27 protein-coding genes are annotated in these 22967 nt (G+C 40.7%); 11 read left to right on the top strand and 16 right to left on the bottom strand.

All coding sequences use genetic code 11. From position 1 onward, the window contains the following. Positions 1-320: 320 nt before the first annotated feature. Complete coding sequence (locus WCM76_14805; protein MEI6766897.1) at positions 321-1295, bottom strand: HNH endonuclease; 975 nt, start codon at positions 1293-1295, stop codon at positions 321-323. Between the two features lie 448 nt (positions 1296-1743). Continuing rightward, positions 1744-2532, bottom strand: a complete 789-nt coding sequence (locus WCM76_14810) for an HNH endonuclease signature motif containing protein (GenBank protein MEI6766898.1) — start codon at positions 2530-2532, stop codon at positions 1744-1746. A 249-nt stretch (positions 2533-2781) separates the two neighbouring features. Between WCM76_14810 and WCM76_14815 the strand changes: the two genes are divergently transcribed. Beyond that, positions 2782-2973, top strand: coding sequence for a hypothetical protein (locus WCM76_14815; protein ID MEI6766899.1), 192 nt, complete (start codon positions 2782-2784; stop codon positions 2971-2973). Between the two features lie 16 nt (positions 2974-2989). Here WCM76_14815 and WCM76_14820 read toward each other — a convergent pair whose 3' ends face one another. The 6 genes from WCM76_14820 to WCM76_14845 all read right to left on the bottom strand — a co-directional run bounded on the left by WCM76_14820 (position 2990) and on the right by WCM76_14845 (position 6549). Then, positions 2990-3820, bottom strand: a complete 831-nt coding sequence (locus WCM76_14820; protein MEI6766900.1) for a hypothetical protein — start codon at positions 3818-3820, stop codon at positions 2990-2992. 62 nt (positions 3821-3882) lie between these two features. Next, a complete protein-coding gene (locus tag WCM76_14825) occupies positions 3883-4083 on the bottom strand; it encodes a hypothetical protein (GenBank protein MEI6766901.1) in 201 nt (66 codons plus the stop codon). A 194-nt stretch (positions 4084-4277) separates the two neighbouring features. Further along, positions 4278-5393: an AAA family ATPase gene (locus WCM76_14830; protein MEI6766902.1), complete on the bottom strand. Its 1116-nt coding sequence runs from the start codon at positions 5391-5393 to the stop codon at positions 4278-4280. Next, entirely contained in the window at positions 5390-5713 is a 324-nt protein-coding gene (locus tag WCM76_14835; protein MEI6766903.1) for a hypothetical protein, read from the bottom strand. The genes WCM76_14830 and WCM76_14835 overlap by 4 nt, the downstream gene beginning before the upstream one ends. A 1-nt stretch (position 5714) precedes the next feature. Then, positions 5715-6038, bottom strand: a complete 324-nt coding sequence (locus WCM76_14840) for a helix-turn-helix domain-containing protein (GenBank protein ID MEI6766904.1) — start codon at positions 6036-6038, stop codon at positions 5715-5717. 343 nt (positions 6039-6381) lie between these two features. Then, the gene (locus WCM76_14845; GenBank protein MEI6766905.1) at positions 6382-6549 is read right to left on the bottom strand and encodes a hypothetical protein; all 168 of its coding nucleotides are present in this window, start codon (positions 6547-6549) and stop codon (positions 6382-6384) included. Between the two features lie 588 nt (positions 6550-7137). Here WCM76_14845 and WCM76_14850 point away from each other — a divergent pair. From WCM76_14850 to WCM76_14880, 7 genes are all read left to right on the top strand, one after another. Next, a complete protein-coding gene (locus WCM76_14850) occupies positions 7138-7566 on the top strand; it encodes a hypothetical protein (protein ID MEI6766906.1) in 429 nt (142 codons plus the stop codon). A 57-nt stretch (positions 7567-7623) separates the two neighbouring features. Next, the gene (locus WCM76_14855) at positions 7624-8346 is read left to right on the top strand and encodes a hypothetical protein (GenBank protein MEI6766907.1); all 723 of its coding nucleotides are present in this window, start codon (positions 7624-7626) and stop codon (positions 8344-8346) included. 26 nt (positions 8347-8372) lie between these two features. After that, positions 8373-9953, top strand: a complete 1581-nt coding sequence (locus WCM76_14860) for a T9SS type A sorting domain-containing protein (protein MEI6766908.1) — start codon at positions 8373-8375, stop codon at positions 9951-9953. A 222-nt stretch (positions 9954-10175) separates the two neighbouring features. Continuing rightward, positions 10176-10586 carry a DUF6326 family protein gene (locus tag WCM76_14865; protein ID MEI6766909.1) on the top strand — a complete coding sequence of 137 codons (411 nt, stop codon included), beginning with the start codon at positions 10176-10178 and terminating at the stop codon, positions 10584-10586. A 34-nt stretch (positions 10587-10620) separates the two neighbouring features. Then, entirely contained in the window at positions 10621-11331 is a 711-nt protein-coding gene (locus tag WCM76_14870; GenBank protein MEI6766910.1) for a DUF4386 domain-containing protein, read from the top strand. A gap of 152 nt (positions 11332-11483) precedes the next feature. Then, complete coding sequence (locus WCM76_14875) at positions 11484-12479, top strand: inorganic phosphate transporter (GenBank protein MEI6766911.1); 996 nt, start codon at positions 11484-11486, stop codon at positions 12477-12479. A gap of 217 nt (positions 12480-12696) precedes the next feature. Next, positions 12697-13200, top strand: coding sequence for a universal stress protein (locus WCM76_14880; GenBank protein MEI6766912.1), 504 nt, complete (start codon positions 12697-12699; stop codon positions 13198-13200). Between the two features lie 115 nt (positions 13201-13315). Here the strand turns inward: WCM76_14880 and WCM76_14885 are convergent, their stop codons facing one another. The 3 genes from WCM76_14885 to WCM76_14895 form a co-directional block, all read right to left on the bottom strand. Beyond that, positions 13316-15283 carry an aminotransferase class V-fold PLP-dependent enzyme gene (locus tag WCM76_14885; protein ID MEI6766913.1) on the bottom strand — a complete coding sequence of 656 codons (1968 nt, stop codon included), beginning with the start codon at positions 15281-15283 and terminating at the stop codon, positions 13316-13318. A gap of 81 nt (positions 15284-15364) precedes the next feature. Next, the gene (locus WCM76_14890) at positions 15365-15547 is read right to left on the bottom strand and encodes a hypothetical protein (GenBank protein ID MEI6766914.1); all 183 of its coding nucleotides are present in this window, start codon (positions 15545-15547) and stop codon (positions 15365-15367) included. A 71-nt stretch (positions 15548-15618) separates the two neighbouring features. Further along, positions 15619-17109, bottom strand: coding sequence for an NAD(P)/FAD-dependent oxidoreductase (locus WCM76_14895; GenBank protein MEI6766915.1), 1491 nt, complete (start codon positions 17107-17109; stop codon positions 15619-15621). A 181-nt stretch (positions 17110-17290) separates the two neighbouring features. On the opposite strand from WCM76_14895, the gene WCM76_14900 reads away from it, so the two are divergent. The 3 genes from WCM76_14900 to WCM76_14910 all read left to right on the top strand — a co-directional run bounded on the left by WCM76_14900 (position 17291) and on the right by WCM76_14910 (position 18530). Then, the gene (locus WCM76_14900) at positions 17291-17488 is read left to right on the top strand and encodes a hypothetical protein (GenBank protein MEI6766916.1); all 198 of its coding nucleotides are present in this window, start codon (positions 17291-17293) and stop codon (positions 17486-17488) included. Between the two features lie 101 nt (positions 17489-17589). Next, on the top strand, positions 17590-18222 hold the full coding sequence (locus WCM76_14905) for a MarC family protein (GenBank protein ID MEI6766917.1): 633 nt from the start codon (positions 17590-17592) through the stop codon (positions 18220-18222). A gap of 41 nt (positions 18223-18263) precedes the next feature. Further along, positions 18264-18530, top strand: a complete 267-nt coding sequence (locus WCM76_14910) for a hypothetical protein (protein MEI6766918.1) — start codon at positions 18264-18266, stop codon at positions 18528-18530. 638 nt (positions 18531-19168) lie between these two features. Here WCM76_14910 and WCM76_14915 read toward each other — a convergent pair. The 5 genes from WCM76_14915 to WCM76_14935 form a co-directional block, all read right to left on the bottom strand. Beyond that, the gene (locus tag WCM76_14915) at positions 19169-19663 is read right to left on the bottom strand and encodes a hypothetical protein (GenBank protein ID MEI6766919.1); all 495 of its coding nucleotides are present in this window, start codon (positions 19661-19663) and stop codon (positions 19169-19171) included. 498 nt (positions 19664-20161) lie between these two features. Next, positions 20162-20947: a T9SS type A sorting domain-containing protein gene (locus WCM76_14920; GenBank protein MEI6766920.1), complete on the bottom strand. Its 786-nt coding sequence runs from the start codon at positions 20945-20947 to the stop codon at positions 20162-20164. 72 nt (positions 20948-21019) lie between these two features. Continuing rightward, complete coding sequence (locus WCM76_14925; GenBank protein ID MEI6766921.1) at positions 21020-21850, bottom strand: hypothetical protein; 831 nt, start codon at positions 21848-21850, stop codon at positions 21020-21022. Positions 21851-21873: 23 nt separating this feature from the next. Next, a complete protein-coding gene (locus tag WCM76_14930; protein ID MEI6766922.1) occupies positions 21874-22515 on the bottom strand; it encodes an exosortase/archaeosortase family protein in 642 nt (213 codons plus the stop codon). A gap of 123 nt (positions 22516-22638) precedes the next feature. Next, on the bottom strand, positions 22639-22863 hold the full coding sequence (locus WCM76_14935; GenBank protein ID MEI6766923.1) for a hypothetical protein: 225 nt from the start codon (positions 22861-22863) through the stop codon (positions 22639-22641). Between the last annotated feature and the right edge of the window lie 104 nt (positions 22864-22967).

Consider the following 22967-nt stretch of genomic DNA (forward strand, 5'->3'; position numbering starts at 1 on the left):
GCGTACTTGCATGGGGTGCAAGGGGTCGGAAGTTCGAGTCTTCTCGCCCCGACATAGAAAGACAAGGGTTTCAGAAGGTTCTGAAACCCTTTCTTTTTTCTGGTTTAAACATAGTTTAAACAATTTGATGAAATTTTGTTTTTTTAAAGCTCTGCGTGGTGAATTCTTCATAAGTAGGTTTGTCGCCAAAAATCAAACAAAAACCTAGTCGGGGTTTACTGAAACTGAGATGGCGACCATTTGTCCGAAATATAATAGTCACGCTATTACTGGTGACAGAATGGTAACGTGTTTTCCTTGTGATTCTTTCATTATTCTTTTCATTGATTAAACTTGACTTTTTGATGCCAGATAAGATTCTGAGCGCTTGGGTAGAAGTGCTTGTCAGAGGGCAGTAGTATTTGTTTTCCTTTAAACTGCTTTATTGAAAAAGGGCTCACTGACTCTTCTGTGAATCTTTCCGATACTATCACTATATAATTTTCATTTATTGTGATCAAGCCACGGTCAAAAGCCCGATGCATGTTTGGACTTAATGCCAATCCATTTGTGATTGTGTCATCATGCGATTCGCTGAATGGTACAATATGGCACGCATCAACCATAGATAAAGTAAATGTTGCGCTGATGTTCAGTCCACTGATACAGCAAGTATTATTATAGATTTTTGGCACGACCCTTTTGAAGACATTCCCACGAATGAAAACCTCTTCATTATAAGTATCAACCTCAAGTTTTTCCTGCATTTTTTCCAGCTTCTCTTTGTAGGTCGCCGGCTTTTCTGTGAGTATATCGCTTGTTATTTCTGAAATGTAATCTTTCCCTGCATGCGCCTGAGATTTATTATATGGGAAATATTTGTTCAATATTGATAACCGAAGAACTTCACGGCTTTCTCTTTGAGACAGACAAAAGAAAAGCTCTTTATCTAATAATGCATATTCGATAGCACTATTCAGGTTCGCAAATGATTCAAGGGAGTATTTGGCTTTAACAATCAGATCGTACCCAGACTTTGGAATCAATTTCCAAAAAGGTTCACTTTTCATATAAAAGAATGGCATGGCAAACTTCATGGTGTGCTTTGTAATAACAAAGTTTGACCAATTACTTTTAAATGAGGCGACCAGATCCGGTGTAATGAATATCTTCTCATCGACAATTAATCCTTGCTCAACATTCTCAATCAGTGATAATAGCAGAATTGGTTTATGAGGCGCACCACCAAAGCTATAATCCCTTCTCAGATTCGTGAAACAATGTATATAATATGCTAAATTCTTTTTGACTGACATTATCGGCGTTTGTTGAGTATTAATGCTTCTTCCAAGTCATTTTGATAAGTATATATAATAAATCATTCCTGTCAAAGGCATGCATTACATCATAACTAATTGTGACTTGCTTTTTCCCAATATCATTTCTAAACGATAAAAAAAATACAGTAAGCGATAAGAATATTTAAAGTGAAGTAATTACTTTCTGATAGAAATTTATTCTCATAAATACGCAGAATTAGGTTTGAACAGAACCGAAGTTAATTAGATTAATGCGATTAACTCGTAATTACGAACCAATATGGAATTATCCATTGAAAACATTTTCATTATGCCATTGAATATAACTCGCTTCAGGCTTGTCTAAAAAGCGTTCAGGTAGAATTTGTAAGGCTTTGCCATGGAATTGATAATACTCCCGACCATTATCAAATTCCTCCTTTATTCGTTTACTTACCTCGACTTTTTAATCCTTCGTAAATGTGATGTAACCAGAATCGTAGAGTTTATGTAAATCCGCTCTAAGCAAAATTCCATTCGAAATATGATTTGGTCCAGATTCGGCAAACGGTTTAATATGTGCAGCTTCAAGAACTGGCAATGTCTTTTCACCTGTTACAGAACACTTCCGATAATAAGCATCAGTTAGCTGAACCCTAAATGCCCCTTGACCTAGCCTGACCTTCGTCAAGTATTTGCGAGTGTAATCAGATCCTGGATCCTCAAGAATAAGTTGACTTTTGCTATTTTCAGCCCGTTCAAAAAGCCTATATTCCTGAAGGAGCATCTCAACCCTCTCCCAGAGCTTTCTGCCGATTTCATTTTCGCAGCTATAAGATTTTCCCTGAACAATACTTCTACTCCAGTCCTCCGGAACGGGGATCCAGTCTTCAGGTTTGAAGAATATCGGATCGGTAAGAACGATGCAGCCAATATTAGGATTATCTGAAAACAGATTGTCCCCAGACCGATAACCCATTATTTTCTTTTTGAATTGAATAAGAGAATGTAAGCCATTTCTTTCACCGAAAATGTCCCAGGCGATATCAATTGGCAGAATTGAATGCGAAGAAAAGAACCCAATACCGGCAATAGAATTATATGGACTTTTTAATTTAAAGAGAAAAGGTGCACCTGGAGCAAGCACTCTAAAATGTGAGTTGCCGCCTGGTTGCCAGAAATTGATATCCTCATTTTCCTTTTTTGAAAGAAACTGGAACCATTCAACATCTGTAACACCCAGATAGAATTTCATAAGGACATACTTTCTTCCTCAAAAATAGGATAAATTGACGAATAACGTATATGATGACGGAATTCTTTAATGAGAAGCTCTTATTGATGAATAAAGATTCCTTCATCAGAACTGTTTTGTTTGCATTTGTTGCGAAATATTATTTTCTCAATGCCAAGCACTGCCAAACAACGTCAAGTACTGCCAGCCCGCGCCGGAAGTGTAAAAAGGAAATTCTTCTGAATTAATTTTGGGCAAAACAAGAAGCCCATGCCCGGAAAAGTTAAAACGCTGTCAGAAATTGCTAGTGAATATGGTGTTCACCGTAACACATTAAAAAATTGGCTGAAACCTATCTGGAATTCCCTTCACATTAATGGAAGGCGAAGTCTGCTTGACTGGCAAACGAAGTTGATCTATGACTTTCTGGATACGCCTGAAACATCTATTGATAATCAGTAATGGCGATTTCATTCTGTCACTTTTCTTTTTGATCACTTTTCTGATCATTATTTTGATCATCCTTATTTACACCTGCTGAGTAGTTTCCAATTGCATCTCTTAAGGCCTTAGTCAGAGCTTCACGGTTCTTCGGATCAAGTGATTTGAACACATTATTGATTTCTTTTTGTACCGGATCCTGATCATTATTCGGATCAAATTTCTTTGACATCAGAAACAATCCAACAACCGTAATGACGCTCGGCAGGAATGGCATCAGCTTATCCATTAATGTTTTTTCATCTTTTTTGTGGGACAGTGCAATGCCCTGCTCCAGTTGCTTCCGGAGATATTTCAATTCATCTTTGAGATCCGTTAGCTGCTCATTTTTTGCGGCAAGTTCTTTCTTAGCTATGTCCTGTGAAATTCGGGTTTCGACAATACCATCAATGGACTGTGCCTGATTTTGTAACTTCTTATCGAGGAATTCGGTCTTCTCTTCAAAGAATTTATCCGTTTCCTGTTGCAGGCGATCCGCACGTTCCGCAAGATCCCTTTCACGCCGGATCAACGCACTCTCCCGGGCTGAAAGATAGTCATCTGTACTTTTGATCATTTCTAAGTGCTTTCCGGTCATCAGGTCAACGTCCGAACCTCTTTGCTTTGCAGGGATTTGATCAGTTAGAGGCCCGTTTTGAACATTATTTTGATCAGAATGGTCAGAAAACAGTTGCTTTTTGCAAATTTCAACGATGATATCGCCTAATGAGGTCTTTTTTCCGTTCTTTCCGCGGCGCTTTTCCTGTTCATTTAGTAAGGCATCGTAGAAATCCTGTTCTGCACACACACGAATATTTGTTGTTTCCATTGTTTTAAGTTAAAAATGGGATGAGGGAATGTCCCTCACCCCTAGTTTTTGCAATCCGTGAATTACTCATCATCGTCTTCTCCTTCGGTGAGTTCGATCAGTTCAAACACACCCTGGCGTTCATCGTTCTCATATTGTACTTCCACGATGATCTCTTCATCCTCGGTTAGGCCAACGATAGTGTTGTCCAATTCATGTTCCTCGATGATCCTGGCAAACTCCACTATGGACTCCGCAGGCACGTTTAAAGTCATTTTTCTCATTTTGCGTTACTTTTAAATTATTAATCGGGTTAATTGTTCCGGCTCTTCCCGGATATTTTCTGTCTGGCCTGTTCCATTGTGTTCCACCTGTTCCGTTCCATTGTGAAATGGAACACTTGGAACACCAAAGGGGCGAATTGAATTTTTCTTCTTGATTTATAAGCATTTAATAGGTGTTCCATTCTGTTCCACTTTTAATAGGGGCATGTTCCATCTGTTCCATTCTGTTCCGTTTGTTCCATTTGTTCCGAATGGAACACCTCGCCACCGGATCGTGTCCAGCGGTGAACGGTGGTGGTCGGTATATTTAACTGGTTTGCTATCTCACGAACCGACATGCCCCGTTGATTCATTTCCCGGGCACTTTCTTTCAACTCGTCTTTTTGTGCATTACGATCCATATTAAGGTGCTCCTGCTCTGCAGAAAAACCAGTATGCTGAAACGTAAGCATGGTTCCGGACTTTACGATCTCACAGCATACAACATTGTCAGCATCAAAAAGTATCTCGCTGCTGCGCGATGGCTTTACCTGTTTGATGTAGCGGGAACTCTTTCCCTGAGTGCTCTTTCCAATAGCTGATACACTGTCTGCAAAATTGCTCAGGTGCTTACTTCCCGCCAGATCATTGATTGTGATCGGGATGCTCATGCTTCGTTTTGGAGTATGTGCTAATACCAGAATCGACAATTCGAATTCATTTTTAAGCTCGGTCAGTTTTCGCATTACTTCCAGTGCTACTTGTGTGTCCTGGGTGTTCAGACTATTCAGGTAGGTCAGGTTATCAATGATGAGCACCTGACTTTGGTAAGTCTCAATATCATGTCTTATCTTTTGAAACAACAGATCGTTCATAGATCGTGCGGGATGTTTCAACATCAGTGCGCTGAATTCAATATTATCAATGTAAAAATGTGGACTGAATTCATGATCATTTCCAAGATCATCAGTATAGCGCATGCGGAATTGCATGTCCGACATCTCAAAGTCATAGTATAGAACATTCAACGGATGATGATCGTTCTCCAGGAACATGAGCGATTCTCCTTTGCTCAATGCGTCGGCCAGCGCCACAGCCATTATACTCTTTCCAATACCCGTATCTGCAAACATCAGGTGAAGCTCATTACTTTGCCATATCACCGAAAAAAGTCGTTTTACTTCAGGCAGATTACGGGCATCTTCAAGTCGCTGAGCGGCAGATCTGATAACGTTTCCTGAATAATCATCAGATACAGGCTTACTCTGATCCGGCGTCGGCAAACTCTGCCCGTTACGTGGTTTAATCTGAACTGGGACAAAGTTTATCATGTCAATCCGGGTTTTATTTCGATGAATGTATTATTGCACACGGGGCCGGGCTTGCGGTGAATCAAAATACAATGAGAATCTATCTGGGGATCGGCAGCTTCAAGCTCCTTCATCCGCTGCTCTATATCGGACAACAATTCGACATTGTTCAGGCAATCCATATCATTATGAATACCACACAGGTCTTGTATCAGCTTATTTTGCTTTTGTACATACTGCTGATTGGCCTTTTCTTTCTGAGCATAGCGCCGAAGATCATCTGTGAGCATCGCGATGATCTCTTCCAGTTTTGACAGGCTTGTTGCTAATGCAAATTTCATCTCAGTGGAGTATTACGCCATCCTTTTTGATTTCTTCACGGGTTTGTTTACGGCCACCATCCAGCCAATTCAACAAATCCGTCTTGCGGAACACTACACGCTTTCCTCTTTTAATAAAAGGAATATCCCTTTTTGAGGTCATCATGTAGATGGATTGTTTCGCGATTTTCAGAAATGCGGAGGCCTGATCAATGTTCATGATCTCGGGAAACTCTTCCGTTGGCGTGTTGCTTGTGATTTTTGTTTCTGACAGGAGCTCCCTGTTCAGTTCAACGTATTCGCTAACACTCAGGGAATACATCGGGCGGTTCGGATCTATTTTCATCTTTGCGGGTATTTTGGGTTATTAAAAACAACCACAAAGATTCACCAACGCAGGAGGGCCACTAGGGCATGTTCTTGCAACATATGGCATAATCCGACAAGATGTGGCATGAACGGGCAACATTGTGCAAGATCGGGCATTAAAATCCACTCAATTATTATCTGATGCTTTGGTTATTCGAAGATGCTTTCAGGAAGACGGTATCTTTTTGAAGAATTCCGCGTTCATAATACACGGTGAAATATTCTTCATGACTTTGTAAATGCGGTGAACCTGGATTGGAAAAGTGAGGATGCGGATTGTGAAGATCATGGATTACCCTTTTAACGGGGTTCTTGGATCATCAAGGTTCATCAAGAAAAGAATAAATCAATTTCACCTGCCATTCACGTAGAGGACTGCGGGTAAGTTTCAACTGGACTTCTATTGGCTTGATCCATCTGCGGAATGTATTGCGGGACACTCCGTATTCTTCGGCGAGCTGTATCAGGGTTTTTACTTTTCCGGGCATATAACGTCTGCGTTTTCTACAAAAATATACACCCTTTCCCATCATTTTACATGTTGCGTTTCGTTTTCCACTTTTTTCCAAAATTTGCTTCATGTTAGTGAATAAACCGGTATTTATTATTGCTAGTCACCACGGGGTTCTGGATTGGTGTTTAAGTTTTTATAAGCTTTATTATAGCCGGTGTTCATTGTTTACGAAGCTTTAAAACAAATTACATCATAGCACGAGTATATATTTAAACAATCTTCAGGATGGACTCAATACAAGTTGATTTTCCTTGTCGGAAGAGGAATGTGAACTACATGGCAACTGTTCCGCCTGTAATAGTTATCACGGCAGGAAATGACAATTGCCTTTTTGTAAAAGAAAAAAAAATATATATTTATGAAAACGCGGGGGGAGGTAAGCGGTAATTAAGAATGCAACATTTTGGTAAATATGGATCACAATGCTGTACGCGTCGTTCAAGTAATGGGGCGAAACGGAAAACTTGTTTTTCTCCTCAGGTTCTATTTTTTACTCTACTTTTGTTAGTATTCTCGTCAATAAATAGCTTTAAAAAGTGATTCCCAATAATTTGCAGTTTTAATGCACATCAAAACCTTAAATAAAAGAATAAAAACCATTTTAATAATACAAGCTATTTGTATGTTAATTGGAGCATCGACTCATATTTTGTGGATCATTGAAAACGGTATTTTTACACCTAATATAAATCACCCATTAATCTCAACAATTTTTTGGGATTCTTTAGCTGTTATTGATATAATTGCAGCAATGCTATTAATTCTCCGACCGAAAATAGGCGTCCTTATTACTTCAATAATTATTACAATTGATGTAATTCACAATAATTTAATTTTGTTTTTTTACAATCAGCATATAAATGATATTGGTATTAAATTGTGGGCGATAAAGTATTGGATGTTCATTGGGCAAATACTTTTCTTGACCTTTGTTTTTTGGACTTTGAAAACTAACCTGACAGAAATAAAATTAAAATCAATTTCAAAATAGACGCAATTGTTTGGCAAATATATGCTACGATTTTTTTTTAAGCAAAGATTGAAAAATATGAGAAATGGAAAGAATAATGATATGAACGTGACGAGGATTGGGTATTATTCGTCGATTTTCCTGACAGTTTTAACGTTAATTACATTAGGTTTTGCTATGACTGCAATACCTCCGTCAGGACCGAATTGTCCAGGGAATTGCATGGAGTATCCTTTTATCGATAGTCTGAATTATTACCCGAGAGATTATTATTGGATGTACTTTGCCATTATCCAACTCATCACTTTCTTAATTTTTATTATTTCAATTCATTTTATTGCACCACCAGAAAAGAAAATTTACAGTTTTATTGGCATTTCTTTCTCAATGATTGCTTCAATTGTTTTATTAGCTGATTATTTTATTCAGTTTGCAGTTGTACCAATCAGCTTCATGAAAGGGGAAACCGATGGAATTGGAATACTTTCACAATATAACGGACATGGAATATTCATTGCGTTGGAAGAATTAGGGTATTTTATGATGAGCCTTTCTTTCCTTTTTATTGCTCCCATTTTTTCTACTCAAAATCGTTTGGAAAAAGTAATCAGGTGGATTCTAATTGTTCCTTTCCTTGGAACAATCATTGCTTTTATATTCTACACCATAAAATATGGCCTTGATAGAAGTTATCGTTTTGAGGTTGCAACGATTACTATCAATTGGCTGATTTTGATTGTTATCAGTATTTTGATAGGCGTTTTCTTTAGAAGGAAAATGAAAAGAAATCTTGAAATATAAATTTTGCCACACAAATTTTATAGGTTATGGTTAAACAATCATTCTCCTTTTGCTTACTGCTGTTTGTATTGCAGATCGCTAATGCGCAGACAGTAAATACCAACATCAGCAACGGTGTAATATTTGACGGCGAACCTTATCTGGCCATTAATCCTGTGAACAATCAAAACATGGTTGCAGTATGGATGGGTTTCAAATACTCGGGCGGGTTGTTTCGCATTGCTATTAAAACAAGGGCAAGTTTCGATGGGGGAAACTCGTGGAGCACCGCCGTTGCTCTTCCCCATTTCGGAACAGGCTTTGGTTCGGCCGACCCATCGCTGGCATTTGATAAAAACGGCTTGCTGTATGTGTGCTATATTGATTACAAACAAGCGCCCGATAGCGGGGGGATATATGTTGCCCGTTCCACAGACGGAGGATTGAACTGGGATACCCCATCCAAAGCATTCGATATGTATGATGTTCCAAATAAAAGGCCGATCGACAGACCGTGGTTAGTGGTTGATAATTCAAATACATCCAATTCGGGCACACTATATATTACCACAAAACCTGCCCCGTGGATTGCTCCGCCCAACCGCAATTATTTCAAAGTGTCTCTGGACAACGGGCATACATGGAGCACTATCGCAAACGTGGACGGAGGAACGCACCTGGTGGGAAGTCTCATTGCCCAGCCGATGGCTGCCCCGGCAACAACTTTGAGCGGGAAATTCTGCGCTGTGTACCCCAGTTATGTTGCATCTCAGAATCCATTGCCGGCATATTATCTTGCCACATCGGCGGATAAAGGTCAGTCATTCTCCTATTCCAATGTTTTTGCAGCAATACCGGCTTCAAATGATACCAATTTTAAACTCGGGTACCAGCTTATTACCGATCCAGCGGATAGTAACAGAATGGTATTTCTTATACCCGATGCACAGAACGGAGACAACGACATTTTTGCATTCAGAAGCAGCAACGGCGGACAATCATGGAACGGCCCCGTGAGGATAAATGATGATGCATTATCAAACGGTAAAGCCCAGGATATGGTTTGGGGCGCATACAATACCACAGGCGGCCTTATCGTTACATGGCGCGACAGACGTGATGCATCATCAAACGGATTTTGGAATGCGGGATATGATTTTTATTATGCCACCAGCACCGACAACGGACAGACATTTTCTGCCAATCAAAAATTATCAAGTCAATTTATAACTTTCGATTCCGTGATTTCGCAAAGCGGCAATGATTTCCTGGGCTGCACATACTCAGGCGATACGCTCTGTTCGGTGTGGGGTGATACACGCAACGGCAGGATGAATATTTATTTTGCCAAAACAATTGCAGGCACCAACACCAGTGTTGAAATAATGCTGCTCAACGGGGAAGGCCCACAATGGAACATATACCCTAACCCGGTGCACGAAGAACTGAATGTTGCTGCATCCGCCGAACTTGCAGGAAAAGAGGTCCGCATTTACAACGCAAGTGGAAAAAAGATCAGCAGTTATATGTTGAAAGAAATGAATGAAAAAATCTCGATCAAAGGTTTTAAAGCAGGGATTTATTTTATTAAGATCGATGATGATGTTAAGCGATTTGTTGTTGAATAAATTATAAAAAATGATGGCACTGTCCGATAGCATAAAAAATGCACTGTCACCCTTTTATCCCTTAAGCCATACGACATGCCAGGCCTTGTCAGAAGTCACCTGTATCAAAATGATCAGGATTATATTTTCGACAGCAGCAAATTTGAGAAGCGCTTTGGAGTTTTGGCCACATCTCCTGCTGATGGTATTAAAACCATGATCACGAAATTAAAAGTATGAGGTATGAAAACAGAGAAAATGAACAGAAAAGTAGTCCTGTCAACCCTGTGGATATTTGTCACCCTAAATTATCTTTATTGTGATGTAATGTCACTCATGGATGCCGGTTTGCTTAAACAATACATCGCTGGTACGGTCAACGGCATGAGCATGACCGGCGGCTTTTTGCTGGGCTCTGCGATACTGATGGAAATCCCTATTGCCATGATTTTATTGTCGAGGATATTGAGATATAAAGCTAACCGCTGGATTAACATCATTGCAGCCATTATAATGACCGTGGTGCAGACTGCAACATTATTTGCAGGGACGCCTACTCCTTATTACATCTTTTGCAGCGTCATCGAAATTGCGGGCACCGCATTTATCTTCTGGTATGCTTTACAGTGGAGAGAAAAAGAAGCAATAAATTAATCCGTTAAATGATCATTTTTTAAATAAATAATTTATGAACTCTTACAAAACATCGAATCTCACGGCGGGAATATCAATTGGGAAAGCAGCCGTTATTGCAGGCATTGCGCTTCTGCTTATGGCAATCATAGCGCCCATAGCTAATTTTGCAATACTTAATAAGATTTATATTCCGGGCGATGCGGTTACAACCTTCGGTAACCTGCTTGCTTCGCAGGAAATATTCCGGCTGGGCATAGGGATTTTTATTCTCGTGGCTGTGCTTGATATAATTGTGGCTTGGGCGCTGTATGTTTTTCTGAAACCGGTTAACAGCAGTTTATCCCTGCTTGCTGCATGGTTCCGTATCGTATATGCGGCCATGCTCGCAGTGGTTTTTTATTATCTGATAAATGTTTTGCAACTTGCAGGCGGGGCGGATTATCTGTCGGCTTATACACAGGAACAGCTTCAGGCACAGGTCATGATAAATTTTCAGAACTTTACCATCTGCTGGCAATTCGCATTGATTATTTTTGGATTTCATTTATTAGTGCTTGGCTACCTGTTTTTAAAAGCCGGCTACATGAAGCAAATACTTGGGATACTGGTAATGCTTGCATCTGTCGGATACTTGCTTGACGGTTTTGGGAAACTCCTGTCGGTCAATTATAATATTAGCATTTCAGCTTTTACATTTATCGGTGAAGTGGTAGTTATTTTCTGGTTGCTAATTAAAGGCAGGCAGGTTAAAGAAGTGCAATAAAATTACAAATTTGACTAACGCATAATAGATAAGTACCCTCCTACAAACTTAATATTAAATTAATATGTTAAGTGCTTATTTTCAGCATTTACAGAGTACCTTTATGGTATATTAATTTGTCCATTGAGAAACTGTGCTAATAGAGGCCTCCAATGCTGACTCTTGTAATAATAACCATCGCGATTGCGCTGTTGTTTGATTTGTTGAATGGTATGAATGATGCGGGAAACAGCATCGCAACCATAGTGGCCACCAGAGTTCTCCCCCCGAAACTTGCAGTTTTATGGGCCGCTTTCTTCAATTTTATCGCATTTCTCGTATTTGGAGTACACGTGGCATCAACGATTGGAAATGGAATTATTCATCCCGAGGTATTAAAAGGCGATCCCTATTGTGTACTTGCAGCTCTGATGGGTGCGATATTGTGGGTGTGGTTTTGTCAGCGGAATGGTTTGCCTAACAGTGTTTCTCACGCGCTAATCGGTGGACTGATCGGTCCTGCCCTTATCAAAGGAGGCCTGTCTGCTGTATTTCTGCCCGGCCTGATTAAAATAGCAATTTTCATTGTTCTGGCTCCTTTACTTGGTTTCATCATTGGATATTTTTTCATGATACTTACAATGTTGATATGGGGTAAAGTGCCTCCGGCGAAGGTTGATCGCTTTTATAGAATAATGCAGTTGGTTTCTTCGGCCGGGTTCAGTTTGGGTCATGGTGGTAATGATGCCCAAAAAACTATGGGGATTATTGCAGCACTTTTGTTCAGTACAGGTTATCTGACGGGCGCATTTTATGTGCCACTATGGGTCGTGCTTTCCGCACATTTATGCATTGCCCTTGGTACACTTTTCGGAGCATGGAAAGTAATTAAAACACTTGGGCACGGTCTTACTAATCTGAAACCTGTTCATGGATTTGTTGCTGAAACATCGGGGGCATTGACTTTATTTGGCGCCACGATGCTGGGCATACCCGTGAGTACCACTCATACTATCACAGGTGCAATAATGGGTGTTGGTGTTACGCGTAGATTTTCTGCAGTAAAGTGGGAAGTTGCCGGTAGTATCATAACTGCATGGATACTTACGATCCCGATGACCATTTTGTTTTCAGCGGGGATTTATTGGATGATTAAACTAATATTTTAATAAACTGCGATCAAAATTATTGTTACCTCAGATGAAATTAGAAGGGTGTGCTGAAAAGGAAGTTTATCTTTTCTATTGCGATTTTGAGAATTGATTTCATTAAGTCATGGATTTGTCTTAAAGTGTAAAGTTCATTGACGGAAACAGATTAACTAATCATCAATAGACAATGAGTAACGCACCAATATGAACAATACAAAGTAATACCCTGAATATTATGAAAACATCAAAAATGACAAAAGTTTTAATCTCACTGGATTGGGATCCAACTGCGAAAAAAGTAGTAGAAACGGGGGTTTCATTAGCAAAAGCGATGGGCGCTGAAATAATATTATTGCACGTAATCTCAGACCCAAAGCTTTATGCCTCGCCTAATCCATTTACTGTAATGGGTTTTGCAGGTTACCAGTACGTTAATCCATTGCAATCTGCAAGCAATACCCATCTTGCAAAAGAGGATGAGCTGAAAACTGCTGCGCTGAAATTTCTTGATAATTTTAAACTGCATCTTGGGGATGATACCATCCAAACTATCGTTAAAACGGGCGATAGCGCGGAATCGATTTTAATGGTGGCCAGGAAGGTGAAAGCAGATGTTATTGTTCTTGGCTCTCATAGTAAAAAATGGTTACATAATATTACTATGGGAAGTGTTACAAAAAAGGTTCTAAACCATACATTAAAACCGGTGTTGATTGTTCCGACCAAAAAGCAAAAGTAGCCTTTGTTAATATTGATAACAAAACGACAACCGTGGTCTGAATTGTGTGGATTTATCCGCCTGATTATTGGTGCGTTTCCTGAATCGACCTATTTAAAATAACGGATAAACAATTTCAAGAAAACACCAAATCCCGCCGACCCTCTGCAAATCTGTTCAGCTCAAAGCGGATGGTCGCCTGTGTATATTTTTTCTTATTGGTAACTGAATGGGGCGCACCATCCGCAGCAGCAGTCGGTGCTCCGGCAATATCGCACAACACCTTCATCAGTCTGTCTATATCCTCTTCGCTGTTACCGGCGCCAAGGCTTATTCGCATAACGCCCAGAAAACGAAATTTAGGAAAAAGTATCTGTATCAGCCGCTGGACCTGTTCAAGAAAAGAACTGATGTTGAGTATTCGTTTTATCAGGATATGAGCACAATGACAGCCGGTGCGTAAACCAATTCCGCCACGCCACGCAATTTCACGCGCTATAAAATCAGGTCTTCTCCCTTTGAGGGCAAAAGCAATCACCCCCAGTTTGTCAGTAAATGCAGGAGACTCCTGATTCTGAACGCCATAAATTGTCATTCCTTTGATCTCAGACAGACCACGCAGTGCTTTCGCCGTCAGCAACTGTTCTTCCTGTTTTATAACATCCATACCTACCCGTTGTAAAAGCAGGAGCGATTTACCCATTGCCGCAATTCCTGCGGCATTATCTTCACCCGAAGAACGGATAAGTTCATACTCATCGGTGCTGAACCGAAGTTGTCCCTTTCGGCTTATAAGAACACCACAACCAAAGGGAGCATAAACCTTATGTGCAGAAAAAACCAGAATATCAATACCGCTGATTTCCATGGTGATTTGCCGGTGGGCAACAAGTTGTGCTGCATCAACCAGCAGGCGCGCGCCATATTTATGCACGATGCGGCTAATCTCTTTCAGGTCGTTGCACACACCAAGCACATTGGACGCCCCGCTTACCGCAACAATTTCTATCCGCTGGTTTCCGTGTTCACCGGTTTGATTATATGCGTTCAGAATACCTTCCAGTTCATTCATATCCATGAAACCATTCAAATCTGTCGGCATGCGGATAAGCGTGTGCCCCGGCAGCATGCGCCAGGGCAGTTCGTTTGAAGAGTGTTCTACAAGTGTATTAAGTATTACCGGTCGAATAGCCTCTTCATTTTTACGGTGCAACGCTTCTGAAGCAATATTGATCGCTTCGGTGGTATTTGAAGTGAAGAGAATGTCATAGCTTTCTTCTGGTGCACCGAGCATTCCGGCGCATATTGACCTTACCTCGCTGATTATCTCCTGCTGCACTCCGACAGGCTGGCGCCATGTTTGACGAACCGTGTTCCATACTGGTTTAAATGATGACGTGCTTGCACTGTTGTCGAAGTTGATGAACGGGCGGTTGCCCTCTACAGTCGGCACTTCAGTGTTACGACCAATCATAGTCATGTTGAGTTCTTTCAGAAGCTCAACGCCGGAGTAGCGCTCCAGTTCATCACGATGCAGTATTTCGAGTGCGGTCAGTTGCTTGCCTGCCTTGTTAAAAAAAATATCTGTTCCGTGCATTTGCACTAATTGCAGTGCTTTGGCAAAAGCAATTATATTAATAATTGCCGGCGTGCCGGCTTCAAATCTGTCAGGAGTATCTGCCCACATTACCCACTTTTTTGAAACAAGTTTGGTGGTACCTCCGCCGGTTTGGAACGGAACTCCTTTTGGAAGGGCGCTCTTTCTAACAGCCACTGCGTTTATTCCAAGAGACAGTCCGATATCGCAGCTTTTAATGATGAGATAACTCTCCGGGGTAATCATTTTTATGAGGGCGGATGCTCTCGCCGGGGTACAAAAAATAACAACACATTTATCCTCATTCAAACCCATGTATTCCATCACAATTTTTCGTGATTGCTCGTACAGGTAGGTGGTTGCTGCAGAGTAATGACCGCTGCCCCTGTGAACATTGGAATAGGTCTCTAACGCAGCATATACGCTTTGTTCCAAAGTCGCATACGGATCATTTTTTTGATTAATGATTGTTCTGTTTTTTTCTGTCACATCATTAACATCGTTCATAGCACGTGCATCATTTGTTTATCAAGTGGTTCAATACAACTATTTTAATAAAATCTCGGAAACGTCTTTGATTCCGGAAGATCAGGCCGCCAGATGTTTCAACGCTTCATAAACCAGAAATACCGGCCAAACAATTGCTTTTAAAAAACCTAAAACGCCCATCCAGAAACCTGTGGCTACCGAAATATAATAAATAGCGGCTCCAATAAAGCCCATTCCGTAAACCGCACCCGTTGATGCATTGTGATTCATGTTATTGCCCATAATGAATACCTCCGTTATTAATTGTTTAAGTTATCGCGTTTATATTTTGAAGAGATGTTGCTAACTGGAAATTATAATTGGATTGTCCTGAATTTTTTCTTTTCATCTTTACAGATAAGTTGGATTACCGACTTTCCCGACTGTGCCGATGGTGGCAATCCTCCACCGGGGAAGAGCCATTGTCCGGCCATGAAGAAATTCTGCAGACCGGGTAACCGCATGTTCAGATTTTTATTGAAATTTGTTGAAGTAGGCATAAAGCCTTCGTACGCGCCCTGCCAAACACCCGTATATCTGACATCCGTGAGCGGTGTTGCAACATCAGTAACTTCAACATACTGCCGAAACCCTTGGTAATGGGTTTCCATAATCGCCAATGCATCGGCAAGTATGTTTTCCTTTTCAATCTTATACTGTTCCTTGCCCATGGTCGCCCATACTTTCCATGGCGTTTCAAAACGAATTATCACGACTGATTTTCCTTCAGGAGCCATCGTTGTATCAAAAGAATAATTCATAACCGAATACCCAAAAGGCAATGCCGTGCTTCCGATTTTTCTTCCGGCTGCCAAATATGATGTTACAGGTTCTGAGGTCGGAATAATTGTATTTATCCCGAATGAAATCTGCACCAGGGGCATAAACAGTTCCCATTCATTATAAGCATTCTCAATTTGTTTTGTTAAATACTTTCCGCCAAGCATACCATAAAGTGTCTGATAACCGTCGGCGGCACTTATGATATAGTCAGCAGTAATTGTACGACCGTTTTCCAGTTCTACAGCCTTTGCACGACCATCATCGGTTATTATCTTTGTAACCTTACATCCGGTGGTAAGTGTTCCTCCAATCGAAACAAACTTATCGGTCATACGCTGAGCCAGTGGTAAAGATCCTCCTTTGATATATCCGGCATTTTTCTGATTAAAGAAAGCGAGCATCAACAGAAAGGCAGTGGCTGAAAAATCACGATCACCATAAAATGAATTCAGAAATGTTTTCAGTGTATTATTTTTCAGCTTGAGCTTATTAAAATACTCGGTACAGGTCATGTTCCGGAATTTGAACATCAGTTTGAGCACCGGAAACATCTTGAACAGCGCTTTTATATAATCAACAACGGTTAACAGTTCGGCAGGTTTGCTGAATGGTTCAAGCAGTATCCCGAGTCGCATTTCGCGGCACATTTTTTTAATGCCGCGTGCATCTTCGGGAGCAAGTTCCAGCAAGTATTTCTCCCAACGGTCAATATCTGCATAAATGTAAAAGGACTCATTGTTGGCATTCACCATTTTAACATAAACATCATGATCGACAACCACTGTTTTTTCATTCAACACATTGGTTTCTTTCCAAACATCATGAAATGCTCCTTTAGAAGTGCCAACGAGCCAGTGCAGGCAATAATCAAAGCGATATCCCTTGCGGTCCCACGCAGTGCATTGACCACCGGTTGTTGTGTGCATTTCAATAATCTCGGTGCGAAAACCGTTCAATTGTCCGTAAATGCCTGCAGAGAGTCCTGCAACACCTCCTCCAATAATCACAATCTTCTTTTCCATAAAATAAATTGTTAGTCCTTGTGAGTTATTTTTTATTGGCAATACTTGCGGTTCAAAAATAACATCCTTTCGGCAATTACACAGACTATACAATTAATTAATATTAACTTAATGATAGCTTAACCGCGAGTCGAGGTATATCCTCGAAATTTGCTCAATTCCTTAATAAATACTTCCATATATGGAATCAGACGTATTACTGCTCGAAGAGTTACTCGAATTGCAAGAAAATTATTTTGAGAATTTAATTGACCGTGGTTTGGCCTGCGATGACTCATCTCTGAATACTAAGGGAATTGCCGTTTATAAAACCGTTATTAAAAACATGAGTCGCCGCTTGAGCAGAGCGCCGGCACATTTGAACATTGTTTATGATTAAGAATTGAGAACCGAAGCCTAACAAGGGGCTTTACAGTTCGCTAATACTGAATTAATGATGAATTAACCGTTTTCCGTTGTTATTGAAATAAAACTGCCCGTATGAACTTATTCCTATTTGCCTTTGGCGCACTTTTCTCTATTATCAACCCTCTGGGGACTGTGCCGGTTTTTGTAAGTCTCACAGGGAATCAAAGCAAGCAGGCTAAATCAAGAATTGCACTGCGCACATCACGCAATGTTCTCTTTATTCTGCTGATATCATTTTTTCTGGGGAAATACCTTTTGATTCTTTTCGGAATATCTGTCAATTCCTTAAAAATTGCCGGCGGCCTTATCATAGCGACATCGGGTTTTGCACTGCTTTCGGGTAAGTTCAACGAACATAAAGGAATAAAAAAGGAGAAGGTTAAAAGAGATATCGAGACCCGTTCGGAAATCACACTCACGCCCCTTGCTATTCCTATGCTGGCAGGTCCTGGTACTATTTCTTTGCTGATTACCTACAAACAGGAGTACGATGATCTTACTTCAGTTGTTTTGATTATTGCAGCTATACTAGCCGCGACAATCAGTATCTATTTTATATTAAGAAGTTCAAATTATATTGAAAGAGTGCTCGGCGCTTCGGGCATCAACGCTCTGTCGCGTATTATTGGATTTATTGTAATTGCTATTGGTGTCGAGTATGTTACATCTGCATTAATAAACGTATTACGAATTTCCGGACTTTGATTTAGTGACATTCATTGCTCAAGGCCGCAAACAAGAATACTATGTATCAGACAACTTCAATTGAACTGTTCAGGCAAGTCATTACAAGTCCGTTAATGTGCAAGCGCATCATAGAGAATCTTCATAAGGATGGAACCAGAAAAAGCAAGGCTATCGAATTGATTTTTGAATTGCGAAAACGGATTGCCGAAGGGCAAGTAGTTGAAGAATCCACAGTAGAAAGTATATTGATACTGTCCGGAATTAACTCACAGAGTTCTTTATTGGGTGAACACCCCGGGCGTATTGACCACCTTCTGCCGAAATAGTTTGACAGTTTAATATTAATAATATTAACACTCCCACAGACTCCCATTTACACAGAATATTTTACACTCTCCGAACACACTTTGATATTCGATTAAATACCTCCACGGGTATTGCAAATACACTTTGATATTCGATTAAATACCTCCACTGGTATTGCAAACACACTTTTATATTCGATTAAATACCTCCACGGGTATTGCAAACACACTTTGATATTCGATTAAATACCTCCACGGGTATTTCAAACACACTTTGATATTCGATTAAATACCTCCACGGGTATTGCAAATACACTTTGATATTCCATTAAATACCTCCACGGGTATTGCAAATACACTTTGATATTCCATTAAATACCTCCACAGGTATTGCAAATACAGTTTGATATTCCGATTTGTACAATAGAGTGTATTGCAGATACACTTTGATATACTAAACGGAGGTTCCGTGTGTATTATGAAGTACAAAAACGCTGTGTAAAGCTTGAACAATAGTGCCGGCGGGAGGGTGGTCCATGGCAGGCGGAGGTATTCACATACCCCTGAAAACAGTAAGCCCTGCGAAACCGCTTTGGGCGGGGCAGGGCTTACACTCACCGAAATCGACAGGGCTGTGCGGGCATGCGTAACGCGGGTTTTCAGACCTGAGGAGGAATTTCAGGACTATCGGCTGCGGGCCTGCCGCCTCCGGCTCCGGGGAACCTCTTCTGAAGGTCTTCATAAATAGATTTGGCACCGGGAACGCCGGTCTTTGCAGCCGCCTTTACGGCATTGTAAAAAATCATGGCTCCCGACAATGCTTCTACACCGGCCTCAGTAGCAGTATCCTCTATATTCTGCACCAGCGGATGCAGCAAGCGGAGTGCTTCGGTCAGGACACGGGAGAGCTGATAATCTGACTTCAGCCGGGTCACATCCAGGTAGGCAGGAACCATGTTGCTGTTGGTTTCCGAATACCCTATTACTTTATCTACAAAACTAACGGACTTGTCGCCAAGTTTCATGCATGCCCTCCGCTCATCAGCCGTCATGCTGATCAGGAAGGGCAACTTGGCATTGATAGCATCAATTGATTGTCTGATTTCTGCCATATCCTCATCGGGAATGCTGGCATTTACATTTTTTGGGCTCATAATACCGGATTTATTGTTAATTGCTTTTGGTTGATTGTGCCGCCCTGTCAGACGGTGCTCATGCTGTGTTCTCATGTTCCGTACCAAACTTATAACACGCTGCATTATAATATTTAGCGGTTTATATTTCTCGGCTCTACTGATTCAAATCGGTACATGAATTTCCCGAAAAGGGAAGAGTGGGGTGAAAGGTGGCTTTGCCTTTCAGCCTTTTTGTGCCTCATGTGAAACTATGGCTGTTTGACTATTAATCGCAGCTCGTTCCCATTCGGACTTAAGGGTTGCTATTCTTACCTGCCCTTGATAATGAACCTTGTTATACGTACGAAGTTTTTCTAACGCGGGTCACGCTATGAATAATGGTAATCAGCAAAAACCGATTTCCGAAGGAAAACTATTTTCCGACAGCGTTATGAGGAAAAGGTGTTATCAGTTCGACCGCTTGTGCCATGACTGCGTAAAAAATGGCCAATCCTTTCAGGAATAAATGGCGTGCGGCTATTTTACAACGGCGATTTTTTCAGTTTGAACAGTTCGCCCGTCTTTGTTAATCTTAAGAAAATACAATCCGTTGTTCAGATTTTTTGTGCTGATAATTTTATGCTGCATACCCGGAGTCATAGTTTCAGCGGCTGTTGCAGCAATCTGTTTGCCGCTGATATCATACAGTTCAAAATTCCAGGTGGCATTGGCGCTGTTTTCCCAACGGATATTGAGCTCATTATTTGCAGGCATCGGGTACACCGAAATTCTCTCAGCTTGGGCTGCGCTGTTTTCAATACCTGTATATACGCTGAGAACTACATCATCAATGCAATGTGTTTTTGCACCTCCAACCGTGTTCCATGTGATATATGAATTAACCGGCAGTGTTATCACCAGGTTATAGTTTGTCCATACATTGGCCGGATTGTTCACCGTTTGAAGAAGGCTGAAAGTGCCGGCAATGTTCGACTGGCTGGTGCAATATCCAACCAGAACATTCTCGGCCGGAGTGCTTGATATGCGCATCCAAAAACTTAGGTTGTAAGTTCCGGATGCTATAAGTTCAGTGCAGGCTGTTCCATTTGAAAGGAACATAAATTTGCCTGAGCCGATGGTGTGGTCGGTATAAAAACTACCGGTGCCATAGTTGGTGTTCAGCAGTGCAGAGCCATTCCAGTTGGCCGGAAGGGCAGGAGGTGTAAGTGCGTCAAAATTCTGACTGAATGAAGTGATTTGTGCTATGGCACTTGAGCTGCACAGGGCGAATAATAATAAGATTGTCAACCGAAATGTTTTCATATCAATACATTTTAAGGATTATTAAGTTTTTGTTTTTCAAAAAATATGACCATAGCGAAATGGTTTTTCAAATCAATTCATCAGAAAAAAACAGAATGCCGCAATGGCAAGAAAAACCAGCATGAATTTCCATTCAATGGTTCGCTGCGGCGGCTCTTTCACCAGCGAGATTATTTTTATCCTGTACGAAAACAGACCGGCAATAACACAGGTGAGTCCCATGGTGCAGATATAGATGAGCCGGTACAAAAAATCCATCCGCTGAAAAGCGAATAATATAACCAGCGAAATAACCAGCCATGGAATGATAAGCTGGTCGATGTAATAATTCGTGACACTGGAAGTGGTCTGTATATTTTGCTTGGTTGGCGAAAGTTGCACAAAGGGCAGGGAGAGGATGATTCCTGCAAAAAGGGGCAGCACCAGTATAGCTCCGACTGATATCATCAGTTGGGTGTAATTGTCCCAGTACAGATAGCGTGTAATAACGCCAAATCCACGGTAGCGCATGTACGGAATCATGATAACCAGGCCGGCGAAAATGGTATAATAGCTTAATGCAAGATAGAAAAAGAATTTTTTCATCACGCCTTTTCTCCTCCGGAAGCTCCGCTGCAATACATAGAAAACGATGGCTGCAAGCAAACATCCTAACGATCCGGTAAGAAAAGTGAACATAACATTCATCTTTGTCCAGTTGCGGCTGTATAAGCCAACATACAGAATGTCGTCAAACCGAAGTTTTCTAAAAACATCAAAACGCGCGGCAACAAAAGCTGTCACAATTTGAAATGACAGAAAGGCAATTCCAAATGCAAGAAGCAACAGAATGCTTGAGTTGACCCGGCGGATAAGCCTTATTTTGGGCGTTAAATGATTCTCATGAGTGATTTCTTCCTGCATGTGCACTTGATTAAATTACATCATCAAATATCCTTATCCGTCGTTTTATCGGTTTCCCGGATTGTATTTCCGTATCTACGAATGAACCAAAGATAAAGAAGAAATATACAGATATACACAATTATGTTGAAAATAAAATCGTGATTGAAATTTAACCATTTGGGACTGATGTATACGGTCAGAATATTCAGTGTTGTCAGCCTTAAAATATTGAGAATATTAATAATTATAATTCCAGCAGCAGCAACTGTTAATCGAACCTTCAATTTTGCAAAAGGGTAGAAGAGAACCAATATCGCCATAATAAACCAGAGCTGCAGTCCAATGCAATAATTGCCTACAGAAACACCGCATGTTCCGTCAATTTTTACGGTGTAGTCATTATAAATTTGGTTTGAAAATCCGAATAGCTTTAAGGTAAGTGATGTCGCTTTTAACAGAAATATCCGAATCCAGTCGTTGAATAGTTCCCAATGTGCCGAAAACCATGGCCAGTGACGGTTATTGATTGCAATACTTTCCTGCCCGGCAAACCATAAAAATAGTTTCCACAGAATAAATGCAATGGCAAGTTTGAGGATGTAGAATACAACCGTTTTGTTATCCGTAAACAGCCGGATAATTTTTGTTCTGTAAGTTGTCTGATTTGATTTTTGTTCCAGCACGTACGATAATATTCAGATTATAGAAATGAGGCGTAATTTAAGGAAAAAAAATCCCTGAAGATTCAGTTGCACTCGGCATCTCTTTCTTCAGGGACTAAAGTATTGTGCCTTGCAGCTGTATCTTTATACCTTGCTTACTTTTTTCTTACTTACCTGATATATTTTTTTACTCCCAACAATGGCTCCTAATGCAAGTACGAGCATCGCTCCACCATCAAGAGGGGCGCCTACCGGAGGACCGTTTCCACCCTGATTAGGGTCAGGAATCTGCGCACTGATTTTGTTTATTACTACAGGAGATATCAACAAAACCATCGTCAAACCGAAGCGTAGAATTTTTCGTTTCATAGAAAGATTATTGAGATTGGTGCAAAGTTAGAATATTTTTTATAATAACAAACACTATTGTCCGATAAAAATACAGAATATTATTTTGCAAACCGCAACAAATT

The organism is Bacteroidota bacterium (assembly GCA_037133915.1).
GTDB lineage: Bacteria > Bacteroidota > Bacteroidia > Bacteroidales > CAIWKO01 > JBAXND01.